This window comes from Streptomyces sp. NPDC014861 (assembly GCF_043081625.1).
Classification (GTDB): domain Bacteria; phylum Actinomycetota; class Actinomycetes; order Streptomycetales; family Streptomycetaceae; genus Streptomyces.
The window spans coordinates 354,562-372,599 of the sequence record NZ_JBIBWV010000003.1; the positions used below are offsets into that span (position 1 = coordinate 354,562).

Below are 18,038 nucleotides of genomic sequence, written 5' to 3' on the forward strand. Positions count from 1 at the left end.
CTACTCCGCACGACGACGGCGCTTGGCGGCGAACACGGCCGCCGCGCCGATCAGCAGGCCCAGGAGACCGGTCACGGCGGCGGGCACCCAGGACCCCGTGTCGACGGCGGCGTCCGCGGCGGGCGCCGCGTCGACCACCGCGGGGCCCGGGGCGGCGACGGCCGGCGAGCCGGTCGTCGCGGTCGGGCTCGGCGGAGTCGTCGGCGGGGTCGTGGCGGGCGTCGGGGACGCGGTCCTCGACGGGGTCGGCGAAGGGCTCCGCGAGGGGGTCGGGGTGCGTGTCGGCGCGGGCGGTCGCGTCGCGGGAGCGGTCGTCGCCGGAGCCGGCGGTTCCGTCGGGGGCGGGTTCTCCGGAGCGGGGCCGGTGTCGACGTCCGGCGGCAGCGACGCCGCTGTCCGGGTGTCGTGGGGCACCGGCTGACCGCCCCCGGTGGGCCGGGTGTTCTTGGCGCGCAGCTGGTCGGGGGTGACGGTGGGGCGCCCCTCGGTCCCCTCGATGTTCGTGCCGCCGAAGATCCACAGGTCGACGCTGCCGGGCGCGGGCTTGTAGAGCATCGCGCCGAGCTGGCTGTACTCCCAGGTGTTCTCGCCCGGATCGGCGTGCCAGTACGACCAGTACGCGGAGGCGGGCGGGGTGAGGACGCAGTCGTCCTGCTGGGGCGTCGGGTACTGCTTCCCTCCCTGGTGACCGCTGTAGCCGATGCGGCAGATGAAGGCCGGGCCGTCGTGGCCCGTGCCGGCGGTCCGCCAGCCGCCCTGGTTCAGGAGCTCGTACCCGGTCGTGGGGGTCGTCCCGCACGAGCGGTAGATCGGCCCTCCCCAGTGGCTGAAGTCGACGGCGAGGACGGCGCCGGAGGACGTGGTGCACTGCCCCATCGGCTGGGGGGCGGCCCCCGCCGGGGCCGTCCCGGCGGCGACGGCCGCCACCGTCAGCGCCAGCGCGGTCCCCGCACGCGTGAGGGAACGGGCGAAGTGGCCCTTGAGGGGCTTGTTCGCCTGCGCGGTCCCCGTACGCGTGAGGGAACGCGGGACGCGGTGAGCGGTCATGCCGGGCCGCCGTCGGTCTCGCGCCGCCTGCGGGCGAGGCGGGTCGCGCCCCAGCCGGCGGCGACCAGGAGGACGGCCGTGACGGCGAGGGCGGTGGCCTGGGACCCGGTGGCGGCGAGGCTGCCGCCCTTCGCGCCGCCGGTCGCCTGGGTTCCGCCGGTTCCCGTGCCGGACGTCCCGGAGCCGCTCGCGGTGCCTCCGTCCTCGCCCGGAGTGATGATCACGGGCGTCGACGAGGGGGAGGCGGGCGGCCCGGACGGGCTCGGGACCGGTTCGGCGGTGGTGCCGCTCAGGTCGCGCGTCAGCGTGCCGAAGGAGATGCCGGTGGCCCCGCCGACCGCCTGCGCGGAGGCCCGGACGTCGGATCCCGCCTGACCGCCCTTGCTGACGTTGAAGCCGCCGTCCTTGTTCTGCTGCGAGGCCAGGAACTTCCGGGCCTTCGCGATCTCGGCCGCGTACTTCCCGGTGTCCAGCGACAACCCCTGCACGGCGAGCGCCGCCGAGTTGACGGAGTTCCCGGAGGCGCCGGTGAAGCCGCCGTCGGGGAGCTGCTGCCCGGCCAGCCACACCAGGGCCCGGTCCACGGCCGCCTGCGTCTCGGCGTCGGGCAGCAGGTCGAGGGCCATCGCGGCCATCGCCGTCGAGTCGACCTCGATGTCGCTCGGCTCGCCGATGAGGCTGGGCCAGGCGCCGGTCGCCGGGTCGCGGAGGCTCTTGAGGTACGCCACCGGCGAGGCCGCGGCGGCCGTCTCACCCGCCCGGACCTGGGCGATGACGCCCAGGGACTGGGAGAAGACCGAGGTGGCGTAGGTGTAGTTGCCCTCACCGGCGCACTTGCGGGGCTCCGCCGGGGTCGCGGCCGGGCAGACGCCCCGGGCGAGCGCGGCGATCAGGTCCTTCCCGCCGAAGGCGCGGGGGTCGCGGCCCACGGACTGGGCGAGGACCGCCGCCTTGCCTATGAAGCCGCCGCCGGCGTACTTGGTGCCGACCTTCGTCCAGTCGTGGACACCGCGACCCGACGCGTCCTCGCCGCCCTTGTCGAGGAAGTCGACGATGTTGCGCAGGGTGGCGTTGTCGTGACCGGTGGCGGCGAGCGCGTACGCGCCGTCGATGGTCAGGCCGTAGTCGGCGAAGCGGGGGCTGCCCTCGTAGTACCGGCCCTGGATCAGCCGCCGGTGGTCGGCGAGGTAGGCCGAGCCCTTCTTGAGGTCCGGTCCCTCACCGGCCGGGGGAGTGGTGGGCCCGGTCGTGGGAGGGGTCGTGGTCGGGGGTGTGGTGGGCGGAGTGGTCGGAGGGGTGGTCGGCGGCGCGGGCTCCTTCGTGGTCAGCGTCACCAGATCGCTCTTCGCGCCCGCGATGAGGGCCGCGGTGGTGGCGTAGAGCAGCGGGTCCGGGGTGCCCTCCTCGAAGGCGAAGCCGCCGCCGGGGAGCTGCTGGCGGGAGAGCCAGGAGACCGCCGCGTCCGCGTGCGCCCGGTCGCCCAGGGCCCGCAGGGCCTGGGCCGCCCAGCCCGTGGCGTAGGCGCTGCCCGGGACGCTGTACGAGACGGCGGGCCAGGCGCCCGTCTTGGACTGGGCCTTCTTGAGCGAGGAGCGGGCCTTGGTGACGACCGCCTTGTGGCCGCCCGCCCGCTGGAGGGCGAGCGCCACCAGCGCGGTGCTCCCGGCCTCGCTCTCGCAGACCTGTCCGTCCAGGATCAGGAAGCTCGGGAATCCGCCGTCGTCGCACTGGAGTTGAGCCAGCCGCGTCACCGCCTCGGCCGGCGGGGTCACCTCACCGTTCAACAGGGCGATGACGGCGAGGGCCTGCCCCTCGGTCTGCCCCGTCGTACGGAAATCGCCCGTGGTGGCGCAGCCGGGGACGGGCTGCGGCGCGTCCGAGCCGCTGAGGCAGACGTTCGCCAGGAGGTCGCCGAGGAGATCGTGGCCGCCGAAGTCGCGCGGGTCCCTGCCGGTGGCCTCGGCGACGAGCGCGAGGCGGGCGGCGGCGGTGGCGTCGGGCGCCTCGTCCTTCCCGGCGGGGTAGGCGTAGGCGTCGGTGTGCTCGGGCCTGGCCAGGAAGGCGGCGACCCTGCGGGCCGCGGGGCTCTCGCCGTCGGCGGCGGCCAGGGCCCAGGCCGCTTCGGTGGTGGCGAGGTAGTTCGGCACCGTGTCGCCCTCGTTGACCACCCGCTGACCGTTCGTCAGCCGGTCGGTGAGCCAGCGGGCCGCGCCCGGCAGATCGACCGAGCCCGGCGGCACGTTCGGGGCGGGCGGGTCGCTCGGGTCCGGCGGGTCGCCGCCCTCCGCGCGGACGTCGTCGGGGGTGAAGGTGGGCCGGCCCTTGGTGCCGCCGATGTCGGTGCCGCCGAAGACCCAGGCGTCCACGTCGCCCGGCTTGAGCGTGCGGGACATGGCCCCCAGCGGGCTGTACGTCCACTTCCGCTGCCCGGGTGAGGCGATCCAGTACGACCAGTAGGCGGTGGCCTGCGGGGTGAGGACGCAGTCCTCCTGGGCCGGAGTGGGGTACTGCTTGCCCCGGTCGAACGAGCCGTTGCCGATGCGGCAGATGAACGCGGGACCGTCGTGCTCCGTACCCGTGGTGCTGAACCCGCCGGACCGCAGCAGCTCGTAGCCGGTCGTGGGGGTGGCGTCGCAGCCGCGCACCACGGGGCCGCCCCAGTGGCCGAAGTCGACGGCGACGATCGCGCCGGAGGTGCGGGTGCACTTCTTGATCGGGTCGGCGCTCGCCGGCGCGGCGGCCGTGAAGTGGGCCAGGCCCGCGCCGAGCGTCAGAAAGGAGACGGTCAGGACGGACACCAGGCGTCGTCCCGCCCCCGACCACCGTCTCGCCTGCTGTTCGGTCCCCACCGCGGCCCCTCGTCTCTGCCGGGCGGGTGCGTACGTGGCGATGGCCTCGCGACGGCGACGCCGTGGCGGGGCGGTGACGACCACGCCGTAGTCCGCGACGGCGTTCTTCGTGCTCTGTTCCAGCCCAGGCATTCCGACTCACCCGGGACGAGCCGGGTCTACGGTTGCGGGTCAGCGCCGGAATTCGACCGGCTTCCCCTGGTGCTGATTGCTTATCAGCCGGAGTGCAACACGGATCGGTCGGCACCGTCAAGGTGGTCCGCGTCTCACCGGCGAGGCCCGACCGCTCGTCGTGCACGCCCCTCCGGACGACGCTGGCGGTACCTCCACCGTTCGGGTAGCGTCCTGGGCTGCCACATGGGGGAATCCGGTGCGAAGCCGGAGCTGACGCGCAGCGGTGTGGGACGGCGGGGGCCGTTTCCCGAGCCCGAATGCCCATTCGGCGACGCACGACTCGAAGCCGTACCACGCGTTCCGGACGGCGGTCCCCGGCCATGCCATGCCCTGGCCGTGCTCCGGCACGGCGACGCGCGCGTGCGACCGGAGCGGCCGGCGTCCGCCGACTTCAGGAGCACGCCTTGTCCCTTCCCCGCACCTCACGCCGTCTCGCGCTCGCGGTGCCGGCGATGCTCGGCGCCTTCGCGCTCAGCACGCTCCCCGCCTTCGCGACCTCCACCCCCGCGCAGATCGCGACGTCCAAGACCAACGGCGTCGCCTACCTCAAGTCCCTCCAGGCAGCGGATGGTTCGTACGCCGGCTCGGGTCTCTCCAACGAGTGGGCGTTCAGCGCCTTCGCCGCCGCGGGCACCGCCGTCGTCGACGTGGCACCCGGCGGCGACACCACCAAGAACGCCAGAACCGTCTACCGCAACCTGCTGTCCACGGCGGGCTGGCCGTCCGCCACCCCGGTGGTCACCGACTACGAGCGCGGCGCGCTGAACGCCTACGCCGCCGGCATCGACCCGGCCCGCGTCTCGGCCTCGCGCAACCTCATCGCGCACATCTACGCGTACTGGCAGACCGCCGAGCCGGGCTACTTCGGCCCCTCCGCCAACTTCAACGGCACCGTCTTCGCGGCTCTCGCCCTCGGCGGCGCGAAGACCCAGGCCGGCTCCGCCCGCGTCCCGCAGGCCCTGACCGCCGCGATGGTCGCCCGTCTCCGCGCCAACCAGCACAACGACGGCGGCTGGACCTACCAGAAGGTGGAGGGCAACCCCACCGCCATCAACACCGCGAGCGACATCGACATGACCGGCGCCGCGATGGCCGCCCTGTGCGTCTCCGGCGTCCCGAACACCGACGCGGACGTCGTTCAGGCCAAGAACTTCCTCAAGGGCAAGCTCGTCAGCTCCTCGGGCGCGTTCAACTCCCTCTACGGCGTCAACACCAGCTCCAACGGCTGGGGCGTCTCCGGCCTGAACGCCTGCGGATTCAACCCGCAGTCGGCGGAGTTCACCACCCTCGCCACCAAGACCCCGATCGACTTCCTCCTCGCCAACCAGTACAACCCGGCGGGCGGCTTCAAGTACAAGCCCGCCGACACCACTCCCTCCGCGTACTCCTCGATCGACGCGCTGCGCGCGGTCGCCGGAGGCGGCTTCACCGCTGCCCCGCCGGTGCCGGTCACCCCGGGCGCCCCCCAGTGGGTCGCCCAGTCGGCGTTCACCCCGGGGACCGCCACCAAGCTCGCGCTCACCGTCGACGACGGCGCCGGCAACCTCAAGGTGTGCGCGGTCTCCTTCACGCCCACGGCCGCGACCACGACCCTCGGGGACGTCCTCGCCGCCGCGACGGGCGCGGCCACCCCGTCCGGCTGCGTCACCGGCGTCACCCCCGCGTCGGGCACCGGTGCGATCACCGCGCTCAACGGCAAGGCCAACAGCGGATCGAACACCTGGAAGGTCAGCACCGACGGCTCCGCCTTCACCGGAGCCCTCCGCGAGACGACCGTCAACCTCGGCGACACCCTCGCGCTGCGCTGGGGCGCCTGACAGCGGCCGGGGCACGACGGGCGGACGCCGTCCCCCGTCGCTGCCCGCCCGCCCGGCCCATGTCGCCACGCGTGACGGCTCCTCGTCCGTGAGTGACCGCCCCGCTGTGGCGACGCCCGAGGGCTGGACCGATCACGGGGACCCCCTGAAGCCGGGCCCCGGGGGTCGACGGCACGTCCCGCCGGCCCCCGGGGCGCGAGGCGTGGAATGCGCGGGGCCCACCGGCGTAGGAGCCTGGTGGTGTGGTGAAGCCGGGGAAGGCGGTGAACGGCGCGTACCGGCGGAGCTGGCTGCGCGGGGCGCCGCCGCCCCGCTGGGTCCGGGTCCTGCCCGTGCTCCTGCTCGTCGGGGTGGGGATCGCGTCCCTCACCGACTCCGTCCCGGTGGACATCGGCTTCCTGCTCGGCGCCGTCTCCCCGCTGGCCGTCCTGGCGTACGGACCGCTGGCCACGGCCCTCCTCGGCGCGGCGACGATCGCGTTGCTGACCCTGCCCGCCTTCCACCTCGACCGGCCGGGGAACACCGACCTCGTCACCCTCGGCTTCGTCGCCACCCTGAGCGTCTTCGTCTCCTTCGTCCGCGGGCGCAGGGACGAGCAGCTCGACCTGGAACGGGCCGTCGCCGAGACGGCCCAGCGGGCCATCGTCCCCGAGGTGCGGCGGCGGGTGGGTCCCGTGCGCTGCGCGAGCCTCTACCGGGCCGCCGAGGCGGGCACGCTGGTGGGCGGCGACTTCTTCGACGTCAGGGCCGGCCCCTACGGGGTGCGGGCGGTCCTCGGCGACGTACAGGGCCACGGCCTGTCGGCCGTCGCCACGGTCGCGTCCGTCCTCGGGGCGTTCCGCGAGGCCGTCCTGGACGACGCGGACGCCGAGGCGGTCGCGGCACGGCTGGACCGCAGGCTGGTGGTCGACTCGGCGCGCACGGAGCACGCGGAACTCTTCGCCACGGCCGTCCTCCTGGACTTCGCCCCGCACGGCCGGGAGGTCCGCGTCCTGGCCTGCGGCCACCCACCGCCGGTCCTGCTGCGCGGCGGCGCCGTGCGCACCCTCGACCTCGACCCGGGACCGCCCCTGGGGCTGGGCCTCGCCGACATCGCGCCCGGAACCGCGGCGACCATGTCGCTCCTTCCCGGTGACCGGCTCCTCCTCGCGTCGGACGGCGTCTTGGAGGCGCGGGACACGACCGGCGCCTTCTACCCCTTCGCCGCGCGCCTGGCCCGGATGACCGGCCTCGGGCCGGACGAGCTGCCCGACGCGATCTGGGCGGACCTGAGCCGCTTCGCCCCCGCGATCCAGGACGACGTCTCCCTCCTGATCCTCACCCTGGACGCGCCCGGGCCGGGCTGACGCCGTGGATCGGGACGATCGCGCGGCCGTCCCGTACGGCCGCTGCGACGCGTGTCCTGCCGGTCCGGCCGTGTGACCACGATCACTCTGATCGTGGGGTTCCCGTGTCAACCGGGGACCCGGCGGCAGGCGTATGCGGGGTGTAGTCGGAGATGCGGGAGTCGTTCGTTGACGGTCGAGGAGTTCGAAGAGTTCTACGCCCATGCGGTGGCGCGGCTCACGGGGCAGTTGTACGTGATGCTGGGCGATCTGCACGAGGCGCAGGACGTCGTGCAGGAGGCCTTCGTCAAGGGCTGGAACCGCCGGCGGCAGTTGGACCGGGACGGTCAGCCGGAGGCATGGATCCGTACGGTCGCCTGGCGGCTCGCGGTCAGCCGCTGGCGCTTCCGCAGGCGTACCGCCGAGGCGTGGCGGCGTGACGCCGCGGCGCCCGCGGCGGTGGAGGGCCCCGAGCCCGACCACCTCGTCCTCGTCGAGGCCATGCGGGGACTGCCGCAGCAGCAACGCCGCACCCTCGCCCTCCACTACCTGTGCGACCTGAGCGTCGACCAGGTCGCCGCCGAGACGGGCCTGTCGACCGGCACCGTCAAGACCCACCTCTCCCGCGGACGGGCCGCGCTCGCCCACCGCATCGAGGACCCGCGCAGCCCCCGCACCGCCCACCCGTCCAGCGAGGAGGCACCCGATGCATGACTCCCACGGTCCGTCGCAGGACCCCGCCCGCGAGCCGTCCGGCGCCTCCTCCGCCGACCCGCTGAAGGCGCTCTTCGAGCAGGCCGCCGCGGCGGGCCGGGCCCGTGCCGCGTACGCCCCGGCCGGTGAGATCAGTGCCCGGGGCCGTCGCGTCCACCGGCGCCGCCTCGCGGTGCTCGCCGCGGGAGCCTGCCTGGTCGTGGGCGGGGGAGGGGCCGCGCTGGGCGCCCTGCTCGCGGGCCCGCCCCAGCCCGTGGTCCCGGCGACGAGCCCGTCCGTGATCGGACCGGCCCCCGCCGACACGACCACCGCGCCGCCCCCGACCCCCCCGTCCACGACCCAGGCCCCGTCGGTCGGCACCACCACCACCCCGCCCGCCGGCATCCCCACGTCCACGGGCACCACCCGGCCCGGCGCCACCACGACCACCACTCCACCGGGAGGCGCCGGGTAGCACCCGGCCCTCCCGCCGGCCCCCACCGATCGGGGCCGGGCAGCCCCTTACCCTTCGCCGCCGCACAGCGGGCGGGTCCGGGCAGCGCCCCAGGACCCTGCGCCGACGCCCAACAGGCGGGGCCGGGCAGCGCCCCGGACACCCCGCCGGCGCATGACCGGCCGGGCCGGGCAGCGCCCTCCCCCTGGCCGCCGCACACCGAGCAGACCCCACGCGGGACCGGTCACCTCATCGACACCGGGTCCCCCGCCCCGCCATGCCCCCGAACGATTGCAGCCCCCCATGACCGTGACAGAGGACGCCCCGCGAGCACCGAGGGCCCAGGACATACCCGACACACCCCCGACCCCGACCCCTCCCCCTCCCCTGCGGACGCGACTCCGCGTCCCCCGAGCGCTCCGTCTCGACGCCGCCGACCGCGACGTCCTCGCCCTCTACCTGCTCACCCGCGTCACCCTCCTCCTGATCGCCTACTGCACCGCCTGGCTCTTCCCCCGCGATCCCGAGGCCCACCGGCCCGACTCCTTCGCGGAGGTCGTCGGGCGGTGGGACTGGGACCACTACCTGCACATCGCCCGCGACGGCTACTTCCCCGACGACCCCGCCGCCCGTCCCGAGCCGTGGGACAACAGGGAGGCGTTCTTCCCGGGCTTCCCCTTCGCCCTGCGGGCGGCGCACCTCGTCGTGGGGGACTGGACCGCGGCGGGACTCCTCGTCTCCCTGCTCGCGGGCGCCGTCGCCGTCCTCGCCCTCGGTCGCGTCGCACGGCAGCACCTGCCCGAGACGTCCGACTCCCGCCGGGCCGTCCTGCTGCTGCTCGTCTCGCCGTGCGCGGTGTTCCTCGCCGTCGGCTACACCGAGTCGCTGTTCCTCGCCTTCGCCCTCCCCGCCTGGCTCGCCGCCCGCCGCGACGCCTGGCGGCTCGCCGCGCTGCTCACCGCCGGGGCCACCACCGTGCGCGTGACCGGCCTCTTCCTGCTCGCCGCGCTCGTCGTCCACTTCGCCCTCACGGCCCGCCGCCGTGGCGTGGTCCGCCGGCTTCCCTGGCTGGCGGTGCCCGCGCTCCCGCCGCTGCTGTACGTCTGGTACCTGCACGGCCGCACCGGGGACTGGATGGCGTGGAAGCACGCCCAGGAGCGCGGCTGGTACCGGCAGTTCCACGCCCCGTGGGAGTCCTGGAGCACCACCTGGGACGCCGCCTTCGGCCACGGCCACTCAAGCGCGTACGCGCTCCTGTGGCAGGCCGAACTCGTCGCCATGGTGGTCGGGATCGCCGCCGTCGCCCTGCTCGCCCGCGCCCGCCGCTGGCCCGAGGCGGTCTACATCGCGCTCAGCCTCTGGGCGCTCGGCACCTCGTACTGGTACATGTCCGTCCCCCGCGCGACGCTGCTGTGGTGGCCGCTCTGGGTCGGCCTCGCCGCCTGGACGCTGCGTGCGCCCTGGAGGACGGCGGTGTGGCTGTTCCTGTCCGCCCCGCTCGCCGTCGTCCTCGCCGTCACCTACTTCTCGGGACGCTGGGCGGGCTGAACGACCGCGCGGCCCACGCCCCTCGCCCCTCGTCCCTCGTCCCTCAGCCCTCAGCCCCCGTCCGAGGTGATCATCTTGAGATGATCACCTCATGAATCTCACCAGCCGACGCACCCTCCTCAGCTCCGTCGCCGCCGCTGCCGCCACCCTGCCCCTCCTCAACGACCTCGCGGGGAACGGCGGCACGGCCGCCGCGGCCGGGCCCGCCGAGTTCGCGTCGAACGCGGCGCTCTACAGCAGCGGCGACTACGTGGAGGGCGTCCACTGGATGCGCCGCTTCCGCTGCGGCGTCCCGGGCACCCTGAACGACTACGCGAAGGACCCGTCGGCGACCGCCCCGCTCTCCCTCCTCACGAGCGCCCCCGTGCGCAGCACGGCGATCATCGCCCCGCACGGCGGCGGCCTGGAGGCGGGCACCACCGAACTCTGCCTCACCCTCGCCGGCTACGACCGCGCCGAGCCCGGGACCGAACCGAAGCCGGACACGGTCACCCCGGGTGCGGTGCAGCGCGACTACTGGATGTTCGAGACGCTGACGGCCTCCCTCCCCGCCCCCGTCAAGCCCCTCCACGTCACCTCGACGAACTGCGACGACCCCGCCGCGCTGGCCGTCTGCGGCAACAACCTGTACGCGGTGTCCCTCCACGGCTTCAAGCCCGACGACGCCCCCCTGGCCAAGCGGATCCTCATCGGCGGCCGGGACCAGCGGCTGATCCGCAATCTGGCGAAGGCCTTCGACGAGCACGGGCTGAACGCCTCGCTCGGGGTCGAGGTGGTCGTCGCGGGGGCCGCCGCCGAGCTGAACGGCGACGACCCGGACAACATCGTCAACCGCACGCGGACCGGGGCCGGCGCGCAGCTGGAGACCTCCACCGAGCTGCGCAGAGCCATGTTCGGCAGGTTCGGCAGCGGCTCCGACCGCCGCAAGACCGCCGGCGTGGCCTCCGAGACCGCGCCGGACGCCCCCGCCCACTGGAACGGCTTCGTCGACGCCGTGCGCGAGGCCGTCGACCGCCATGAACGCGGTCTCGCCGCCTGAGGGAGTGTCCTGCCGGTCAGGCCGGGCTCGCTGCGCGGCGCCCCCTAGGGATGCGCGACCTCGGTCGTGGGCCTCAGCAGATACGTGTCCATGATCCAGCCGTGCGTGGCACGGGCCTCGGCCCGTACCCGCCGGATCTCGTCGGCGACCTCTCCCAGCGGACCGGAGACGAGGATCTCGTCCGGGGTGCCGAGGTAGGCACCCCAATAGATCCACGTGCCGTCACCGGAGAGGTGCCCGAAGGACTCGTGGGCGTCGAGCATCACGACGACGTCGCCGTCGTCGTTGCCGAGGGCGCCCAGCGTCTCGGAGAGCTGCCGGCCAGGGGTGATGTGGAGCGGGCGGCCCACCCGGTTGAGCCCGATGCGGTGGCGCGCCGCGAGCGTGGAGACGCTGCTGACGCCCGGGATCACCTCGTAGGTGAACGTCACGTTCCCCCGGGCCGCGATGGTCTCCAGGACGGCCAGGGTGCTGTCGTACAGCGAGGGGTCGCCCCACACGAGGAACGCTCCGCGCTCCCCGGGCGCCAACTCGTCCCGGATCAGCCCCTCGCAGACGTCGGCGCGCCGGCGGCGCCAGTCGTGGACGGCCTCCCGGTATCCGGAGGTCCCCTCCTGCGCGCGGTCGCGCCACGGGTCGGCCGCCTCGACGATGCGGTGGGACCCGGTGGCGTGCTCGTCGAGCATGGCGCGGCGGAGCCGGACCAGAGAGGCCTTCTCCCGGCCCTTGTCGAGGAGAAAGAACACATCCGTCCCGCGCATGGCCCTCACGGCCCCGAGGGTCAACTGGTCGGGGTCACCGGAGCCGATGCCGATGACCGCGAGGTGTCTGGTCCTGTCGTTCAACGCCCGGGTGCTCCTTGATCGTGTGTGCGCGGGGGGAGGTGTCCCGCGAGCCTGCTCAGCTCATTCCGGTGAGCTTCCGCGCGCGGTGCAGGCGCCTGCGGAGCTCGGCGGCCAGATCCGCCCGGTCCGGTACCGGCTCGGCGGATCCCAGCCGCTGCTCCAGGGCCTGTACGCACTCGATGAGCTCGGTCAGTCCCTCACGCAGGGACCGTACGCGGGCCGCCTGGCCGCCCAGCTGCCGACGGCTCGCCAGCAGGTTGTCGAAGTCGTGCACGGGCAGGACGACGAGTTCCTCCCCGTCGACGACGATGTGTCGGGCTCGCGGCTTCATCCCATCCCCCTGAGGTCGCCGGTCGGTCGATCCGCGCCATACCGGCATACGGACGAATGGAGCCGAGAGTTCCCGGGGAAGGCGGGTGCGGCGGCTCGCCCCGCGGGGAACCGCCGCACCCGTGCGACCACGGACGGACCTGGGCGACCCGCGGCGGCGGGTCGGTGTTCGCGGTCCTGCTCGGCGAGAACCTCGGTCATGAGAGGGAGGTGCGGCGCGTCCAGGGCCTCGGGCCGGGCCGAGGCTCCCGGTGAGGACGAACGCCTGGCTGACGCCGGTCGTCGAGACCGCGAGGATCAGGTTGTCGCGGAGCTCAGGGCCGTCACCCGCGCGCCTACAGTCGGCGTATGCGCATCGTCTCCCTGCTGCCGGCGGCCACGGACATCGTGGCCGACCTCGGACTCGCCGCCCACCTGGTCGGACGCACCCACGAATGCGACTGGCCGCCCGCCGAGGTCGCCTCCGTACCCGTCGTCACACGGGCCGAGTTCGACGCGAACTCGCTCAGCAGCCGGGAGATCTCCACCGCGGTGGGCGGCGCGGAGCACCGCGGGTCCTCGCTCTACACCCTGGACACGGAAGCCCTCGCCGCGCTCGCTCCGGACGTCCTGCTCACCCAGGACCTCTGCCGGGTCTGCGCCGTGTCCTACGAGCCGGTGTCCCGCGCGGCGCGTCTCCTGGACGCCGGACCCCGGGTCCTGAGCCTGGAGCCCCGCACCCTGGACGACGTCCTCGACTGCCTCGTCACGGTGGGCGAGCTCCTGGGAGTCCGCGACACGGCCGAGCGCCGGCGGGCGGAGTGGCGCGGCCGGCTCGACGCGGTCCGGCGGGCCACGGCGGGAGGCCCGCGCCCGCGGGTCGTGGCCGTCGAGTGGCTCGACCCGCTCTGGCCCGCCGGGCACTGGGTACCGGAGCAGATCTTCGGCGCGGGCGGCGAGGCACTGCTCGCCACGCCGGGGGAGCACACCGCGCCCATGACGTGGGACGCGGTGCGGGCGGCCCGCCCGGACGTCCTCCTGGTGCTGCCGTGCGGGTTCCCTCCCGAGCGGACTCTGTCCGAGATCGACCTGCTCACGGGGCTGCCCGGCTGGGCGGACCTTCCCGCCGTCCGTTCCGGCGAGGTGTGGGTCCTGGACGGACCCGCCTACTTCAACCGGCCGGGCCCTCGCGTGGTCCGGGGCACGGAGGTCCTGGCCCACGTGCTGCACGGCGTACGCGTGGGGGAACCCGTCACCGGGGCGGAGGCGCGGCGGCTGCCCCGGACCTGATGCCTACGTCCGGTCGCGCGCCACCGGGTACGGGACGAAGGTGCTGCTGCTCTCGTCGACGGCCAGCGCGCGGCCGAGGGGCGGGACGGCGCGCTGGGGACAGTCGAGGCGTTCGCACAGCCGGCAGCCCATGCCGATCGGGGTGGCGGCGGAGGTGTTGTCGAGGTCCAGGCCGTCGGAGTACACGAGACGGTGGGCGTGGCGGAGTTCGCAGCCCAGGCCGATGGCGAAGGTCTTGCCCGGCTCGCCCCAGCCGCCGAGGTGCCGGGTGACGGCCCGGGCGGTCCACAGGTACCGCTGCCCGTCGGGCATCGCCGCGACCTGGACGTGGATGCGGCCGGGCGAGGCGAACGCCTCGTACACGTTCCACAGCGGGCAGGTGCCGCCGGCGCGGGAGAAGTGGAAGCCGGTGGCGGACTGGCGCTTCGACATGTTGCCGGCCCGGTCGACGCGGACGAAGGAGAAGGGCACTCCGCGCAGTCGCGGGCGCTGAAGGGTGCTCAGACGGTGGCAGACCGTCTCGTAGCCGAGCCCGAACCGGTCGGTGAGCCGCTCGATGTCGTAGCGGACCTCCTCGGCGGCCGTGTGGAAGGCGCCGTAGGGGAGGATCAGCGCGGCGGCGAAGTAGTTCGCGATGCCGATGCGGGCGAGGCGGTGGGCGGGGGAGCCGGGCTCGAAGTCCTCGGTGGCGAGCCGGTCCAGCTCGTCGTCGTACTCCAGAAGGGCGAGCTGGGTGGCCATCCGGAAGGCCTGCTGGCCCGGCCGCAGCCGCCCGGAGAGGTGCAGCACCCGGCTCGCGGGGTCGTAGTGGTGGAGGCGGTCGGAGTCGGCGGCGAGCCGGATCCGGTGGCGCTCGTCGAGCCGCCGGGCGAGGTTCTGGAGGACGTCCCCGGGGCGGATGCCGATCTCGCGGGCCAGCCTCTCGGCGGCGAGGTCGCTGTCGTGGAGGTAGTTCTGCCGCCGGTAGAAGAACTCCCGGATCTCCTCGTGCGGGGAGCGCGGGGCGGCTGCGCCGGAGTCGTCCCGGCCGTCGGCCGCGTCGGCGAGCCGCTCGGCGAGCTGCTGGCTCCGACGGCCGAGGTCGACCAGGACGGAGGCGACGGCCGGCATCCGCTGCGCCAGCTCGGCCAGGTCCGAGGCGGACACCCGGGCGGCGGCGACCTCACCGGCGAGGGCCTCGCGCAGGTCGGCAACGAGCCGGCTGGTGTCACGCTCGGAGAAGAAGCCGGGGTCGACGCCGAACGCCTCGGTCAGGCGCAGCAGCACCGGAACGGTCAGAGGACGGGAGTCGTGCTCCATCTGGTTCAGGTAGCTCGGCGAGATCCCGAGGACCCGGGCCAGTTCGGCCTGGCTCATCCGCCGTTCCTCGCGCAGCCGGCGCAGTCGCGCCCCCGCGTACGTCTTGGCCACCCGTACTCCTCCGCCGTTCGCTCGACCGGCCCTCAGCGTACGCGCGAATCCGCCGCTGCCAAGCTTCGCAATCTTCGCAGATCGAGATCGGAAGATTCGCAGAACTTGGCGGGCCTCGCTTCTTGATGGCACTGGGTGCCAGTGCCAGAGTGGAGCCGTGGCCGCCGGACCTCGGCGACCGAGGAGAACGATCAGGGCTCTTTGAGCGTCCTGACGTCGGAGATCCCGGCAGTTCGACTGGGTCGACCGCGTGATTGCTCCGATCCCATTCCGTGGGTCCGGCGGCTGCGATCCCTCGACCGAGGCACATGGTGCCATCGGCTCCCTCTGTTCTGCAGGAGTGTTGGCAAGTCACACGATCCACGGGGGGACCGCCACGGCCGCGGAGAGGCGGCCGGGGCGGCGCGGGAGCCGGAGCGGCGTCGGGCGACGGACGCGCGCGGAGGGTGGCTCCCCATCGACGACCGGGGCTGAGGGCCCGGTTCCGCCGTCGGGCTGAGGGGCCCGGCGGCACGTGGAGGAAGGGGTGCGGCGGAGTGGTGTCCACCGCACCCCGCTCCGCCTTCCCGCCTTGGCACCGCGTCCTTCGCGGCGCGACGTCCTTCGCGGGTGCGACGTCCCTCGCGGGGAAGCCGGAACCGGCCCGGTGTCTCGTCAGCCGGCCGACGAGACCGCCCCGGCGACCCGGACGGCGTCCGCCGTCGCGCCGACGTCGTGGACCCGCACCGCCCACGCCCCCTCGTAGGCCGCGATCGCCGACACGGCGGCGGTCGCGGCGTCCCTCGCGTGAGCGGGAGGCGGTGTGCCGTCCGCGTCCGCGAGGACGTGCCCCAGGAACCTCTTCCGGGAGCCCGCCACCAGGACGGGGAGACCCAGCGCGCGCAGCTCGGCCAGGCCGCCGAGCAGAGCGAGATCGTGCTCCGGCCGCTTCGCGAAGCCGAGCCCCGGATCGACCACGAGCCGCTCCGGACCGATCCCCGCGGCGACGACCGCCTCGACGCGCGCCGCGAGCTCGTCGACGACCTCCCGCACCACGTTCCCGTACACGGCCCTGCTCGCCATGTCGTGGCTGAAACCGCGCCAGTGCATCACGACGAACGGCACGCCGCAGGCCGCCACGGCGGGGAGCATGGCGGGGTCGGCAAGACCGCCGCTGACGTCGTTGACGAGGGCGGCACCCGCCTCCACCGCGCGCGCCGCGACGGAGGCGCGCATCGTGTCGACCGAGACCAGGATGCCTTCGGCGGCCAGTTCCCGTACGACGGGGACGACGCGGCGCAGTTCCTCCTCCTCGTCGACGCGGGTCGCGCCGGGACGGGTCGACTCGCCTCCCACGTCGACGAGGTCGGCGCCCTCGGCCACGAGGTCCAGACCGTGCTTGACCGCCGTGGCCGGATCGAACCACCGGCCGCCGTCGGAGAAGGAGTCGGGCGTCACGTTCACCACGCCCATGACCGCGCACCGGTCCCAGCCGGGCAGACCCGCCACCGAGGCGCGCGCGGGACGGCCCGGGGCGGTCACGAGGGGACCCCGGTCCGCAGGGCGAACCGGTGCCCGGGGGCCTCGCCGGTGAAGAGGGCCGGCAGCTCGCGGGCGACCAGGGACCGTTCGAGGAGTTCGCGGGCCTCCGCGGCGAGGGCGTCCGGCCGCTCTGCGGCGAGGGCGGCGGCCTCGGTGGCGATCAGACCGAACAACCGCTCCTGCGGGACGAGCCGTTGCCGGAGCCACTGCCAGAGCCGGGCACGCGCGAGCTCCGCTCCGGCGGCGTCGACCAGGAGCGCGTCGGGCGCGACCGTACCGGTGCCACCCAGCCACGCATCGGGCGCGACCGTATCGATGCCCCTCGGCCGTGCGTCGGGCGCGACCGTACCGGTGCCCCTCAGCCAGGCGTCGAAGTACCTCAGCGCGAGGGCCACGTCCGCGCGGACCCGCTCGGTCTCCGGCGCCGGCGCGGTGCGGTGCAGGGTGAGCAGGTCCTCGGCGCGCACCCGTACGGAGTCGAGGGTGCGGTGGATCTGGTGGGGGCGGCCGGAGAGGTGGCGGTCGAACACCTTCGCGCAGAGCGGCACCAGGCCGGGGTCCGTCACCGAGGAACCGTCGAAGCCGATCCGGGCCTCGTGCTCCCTCTCGGCCCGTGCGCGGGAACGGTCGGCGGTGCCGGGGGCGGCTCCTCCGGGTGGGGGAGGCGTGGTGGGCCCGCCGATCGCGTGCGCCCCGCGCCGGTGGCAGGTGCGGACGAGGAGCTCGTCGTAGGCGCGCAGGAAGGGCGCGGTCGGGGTGAGGTCCGTGCGGTCGGGCAGCAGGAACCTGGCCCGGTGCCCGAAGGTCCTGACCAGACTGAACAGGTAGCCCCAGCGGTCGGCGCCGAGCCCCGCGCTGTGTTCGCGGAGTTCGTAGAGGATCTCCTCCATCTCGAACGCGGCCGTGACCGTCTCGATGACGGCGGTGGCCCTCACGCTGCCGTGCGGGACGCCCAGCAGGTCCTGGGCGAGGAGGAACACGTCGTTCCACAGCCGGGCCTCGTACCGGCTCTCCAGCTCGGGGAGGGAGAAGCGGGGGCCGGCGCCGGTGGGGACGAGCCGCTCGGCGCAGTGGAAGAAGTACAGGCCGAAGTCGACCAGGGAGGCCGACAGGGGGCGCCCGTCGATCGTGAGGTGTTCCTCTTCGAGGTGCCACCCCCGGGGGCGGACCATGACGGACGGGAGACCGCGACCGGGCACGTGCCGTTCGCCCGCCAGGGCGCTGATGTCGAGCAGGACCAGCTGGCCGCCCACGACATCGGCCCAGGGCGCGCCGGTGGTCTCCCCGAAGTCCGCCGTCCAGACCGGGGCGCCGGACGTGAGGGCTTCCGCCGCCGCGCGGGCTGTGGGCGCCGTGACGAGCTCGACCCGCCGGTCGGCCGGTCCCGGTGCGGGCGGGGCGACGCGCCAGTGGGGGTCGTCCCGGACCGCGGAGGTGGCGCGGGGGAAGTCCAGCGGCGATCCCGAGGCCAGGCGGTCCGCGCGGTCGCGGCGCGCGGTGAGGAGCTCCCGGCGGCGGCGCGAGAACGCCCGGTCGAGCCGGGCGAGGAACTCCAGAGCCTCGGGTGTGAGGATCTCGTCGTGGCGGTCGCCCGGAGGACCGGTGACCGTGACGCGGGGCGTCGGTGTGTGGGTGGGCATGCTGTGTGTCTCCGAGAAGGGCTGCGTGCACGGGTCCCGGGCCGCCGGTCCCGTCGTCGTTCCGGACGTGCGCGCCG

At 74.5% G+C, this 18,038-nt stretch carries 14 protein-coding genes and 2 riboswitches; of the genes, 7 read left to right on the top strand and 7 right to left on the bottom strand.

Going from position 1 to position 18,038, the window contains the following annotated elements:
* Together ACF1BN_RS08255 and ACF1BN_RS08260 are read right to left on the bottom strand one after the other, a co-directional pair.
* Entirely contained in the window at positions 1 to 1,047 is a 1,047-nt protein-coding gene (locus tag ACF1BN_RS08255) for a hypothetical protein (protein WP_392330780.1), read from the bottom strand.
* On the bottom strand, positions 1,044 to 3,896 hold the full coding sequence (locus ACF1BN_RS08260) for a prenyltransferase/squalene oxidase repeat-containing protein (RefSeq protein WP_392331010.1): 2,853 nt from the start codon (positions 3,894 to 3,896) through the stop codon (positions 1,044 to 1,046). The genes ACF1BN_RS08255 and ACF1BN_RS08260 overlap by 4 nt, the downstream gene beginning before the upstream one ends.
* Positions 3,897 to 4,000: 104 nt before the next feature.
* Positions 4,001 to 4,134, bottom strand: a riboswitch (cobalamin riboswitch).
* Positions 4,135 to 4,214: 80 nt separating this feature from the next.
* Positions 4,215 to 4,354: riboswitch (cobalamin riboswitch) on the top strand.
* A 168-nt stretch (positions 4,355 to 4,522) separates the two neighbouring features.
* Between ACF1BN_RS08260 and ACF1BN_RS08265 the strand changes: the two genes are divergently transcribed.
* The 6 genes from ACF1BN_RS08265 to ACF1BN_RS08290 all read left to right on the top strand — a co-directional run bounded on the left by ACF1BN_RS08265 (position 4,523) and on the right by ACF1BN_RS08290 (position 10,946).
* The gene (locus ACF1BN_RS08265; protein ID WP_392331011.1) at positions 4,523 to 5,887 is read left to right on the top strand and encodes a hypothetical protein; all 1,365 of its coding nucleotides are present in this window, start codon (positions 4,523 to 4,525) and stop codon (positions 5,885 to 5,887) included.
* A 242-nt stretch (positions 5,888 to 6,129) separates the two neighbouring features.
* The gene (locus tag ACF1BN_RS08270) at positions 6,130 to 7,233 is read left to right on the top strand and encodes a PP2C family protein-serine/threonine phosphatase (protein WP_392330781.1); all 1,104 of its coding nucleotides are present in this window, start codon (positions 6,130 to 6,132) and stop codon (positions 7,231 to 7,233) included.
* 168 nt (positions 7,234 to 7,401) lie between these two features.
* Positions 7,402 to 7,926, top strand: coding sequence for a SigE family RNA polymerase sigma factor (locus tag ACF1BN_RS08275; RefSeq protein ID WP_392330782.1), 525 nt, complete (start codon positions 7,402 to 7,404; stop codon positions 7,924 to 7,926).
* Positions 7,919 to 8,380, top strand: coding sequence for a hypothetical protein (locus tag ACF1BN_RS08280; protein ID WP_392330783.1), 462 nt, complete (start codon positions 7,919 to 7,921; stop codon positions 8,378 to 8,380). The genes ACF1BN_RS08275 and ACF1BN_RS08280 overlap by 8 nt, the downstream gene beginning before the upstream one ends.
* A gap of 282 nt (positions 8,381 to 8,662) precedes the next feature.
* The gene (locus tag ACF1BN_RS08285) at positions 8,663 to 9,907 is read left to right on the top strand and encodes a mannosyltransferase family protein (protein WP_392330784.1); all 1,245 of its coding nucleotides are present in this window, start codon (positions 8,663 to 8,665) and stop codon (positions 9,905 to 9,907) included.
* A 91-nt stretch (positions 9,908 to 9,998) separates the two neighbouring features.
* Positions 9,999 to 10,946 (top strand): poly-gamma-glutamate hydrolase family protein, encoded by a 948-nt coding sequence (locus ACF1BN_RS08290; RefSeq protein WP_392330785.1) that lies wholly within the window; start codon positions 9,999 to 10,001, stop codon positions 10,944 to 10,946.
* Positions 10,947 to 10,990: 44 nt separating this feature from the next.
* Here the strand turns inward: ACF1BN_RS08290 and cobF are convergent, their stop codons facing one another.
* The gene (gene cobF / locus ACF1BN_RS08295; RefSeq protein ID WP_392330786.1) at positions 10,991 to 11,791 is read right to left on the bottom strand and encodes a precorrin-6A synthase (deacetylating); all 801 of its coding nucleotides are present in this window, start codon (positions 11,789 to 11,791) and stop codon (positions 10,991 to 10,993) included.
* Positions 11,792 to 11,846: 55 nt separating this feature from the next.
* Complete coding sequence (locus tag ACF1BN_RS08300) at positions 11,847 to 12,122, bottom strand: hypothetical protein (RefSeq protein WP_392330787.1); 276 nt, start codon at positions 12,120 to 12,122, stop codon at positions 11,847 to 11,849.
* Between the two features lie 347 nt (positions 12,123 to 12,469).
* On the opposite strand from ACF1BN_RS08300, the gene ACF1BN_RS08305 reads away from it, so the two are divergent.
* Positions 12,470 to 13,390, top strand: coding sequence for a cobalamin-binding protein (locus ACF1BN_RS08305; protein WP_392330788.1), 921 nt, complete (start codon positions 12,470 to 12,472; stop codon positions 13,388 to 13,390).
* 3 nt (positions 13,391 to 13,393) lie between these two features.
* On the opposite strand, the gene ACF1BN_RS08310 is transcribed toward ACF1BN_RS08305, so the two are convergent.
* The 3 genes from ACF1BN_RS08310 to ACF1BN_RS08320 all read right to left on the bottom strand — a co-directional run bounded on the left by ACF1BN_RS08310 (position 13,394) and on the right by ACF1BN_RS08320 (position 17,961).
* Positions 13,394 to 14,800 (bottom strand): short-chain fatty acyl-CoA regulator family protein, encoded by a 1,407-nt coding sequence (locus ACF1BN_RS08310; RefSeq protein ID WP_392330789.1) that lies wholly within the window; start codon positions 14,798 to 14,800, stop codon positions 13,394 to 13,396.
* A gap of 654 nt (positions 14,801 to 15,454) precedes the next feature.
* Positions 15,455 to 16,252, bottom strand: a complete 798-nt coding sequence (gene folP / locus ACF1BN_RS08315) for a dihydropteroate synthase (RefSeq protein ID WP_392331012.1) — start codon at positions 16,250 to 16,252, stop codon at positions 15,455 to 15,457.
* Positions 16,253 to 16,317: 65 nt separating this feature from the next.
* Positions 16,318 to 17,961 (bottom strand): malate synthase A, encoded by a 1,644-nt coding sequence (locus ACF1BN_RS08320; protein WP_392330790.1) that lies wholly within the window; start codon positions 17,959 to 17,961, stop codon positions 16,318 to 16,320.
* Positions 17,962 to 18,038 lie beyond the last annotated feature (77 nt).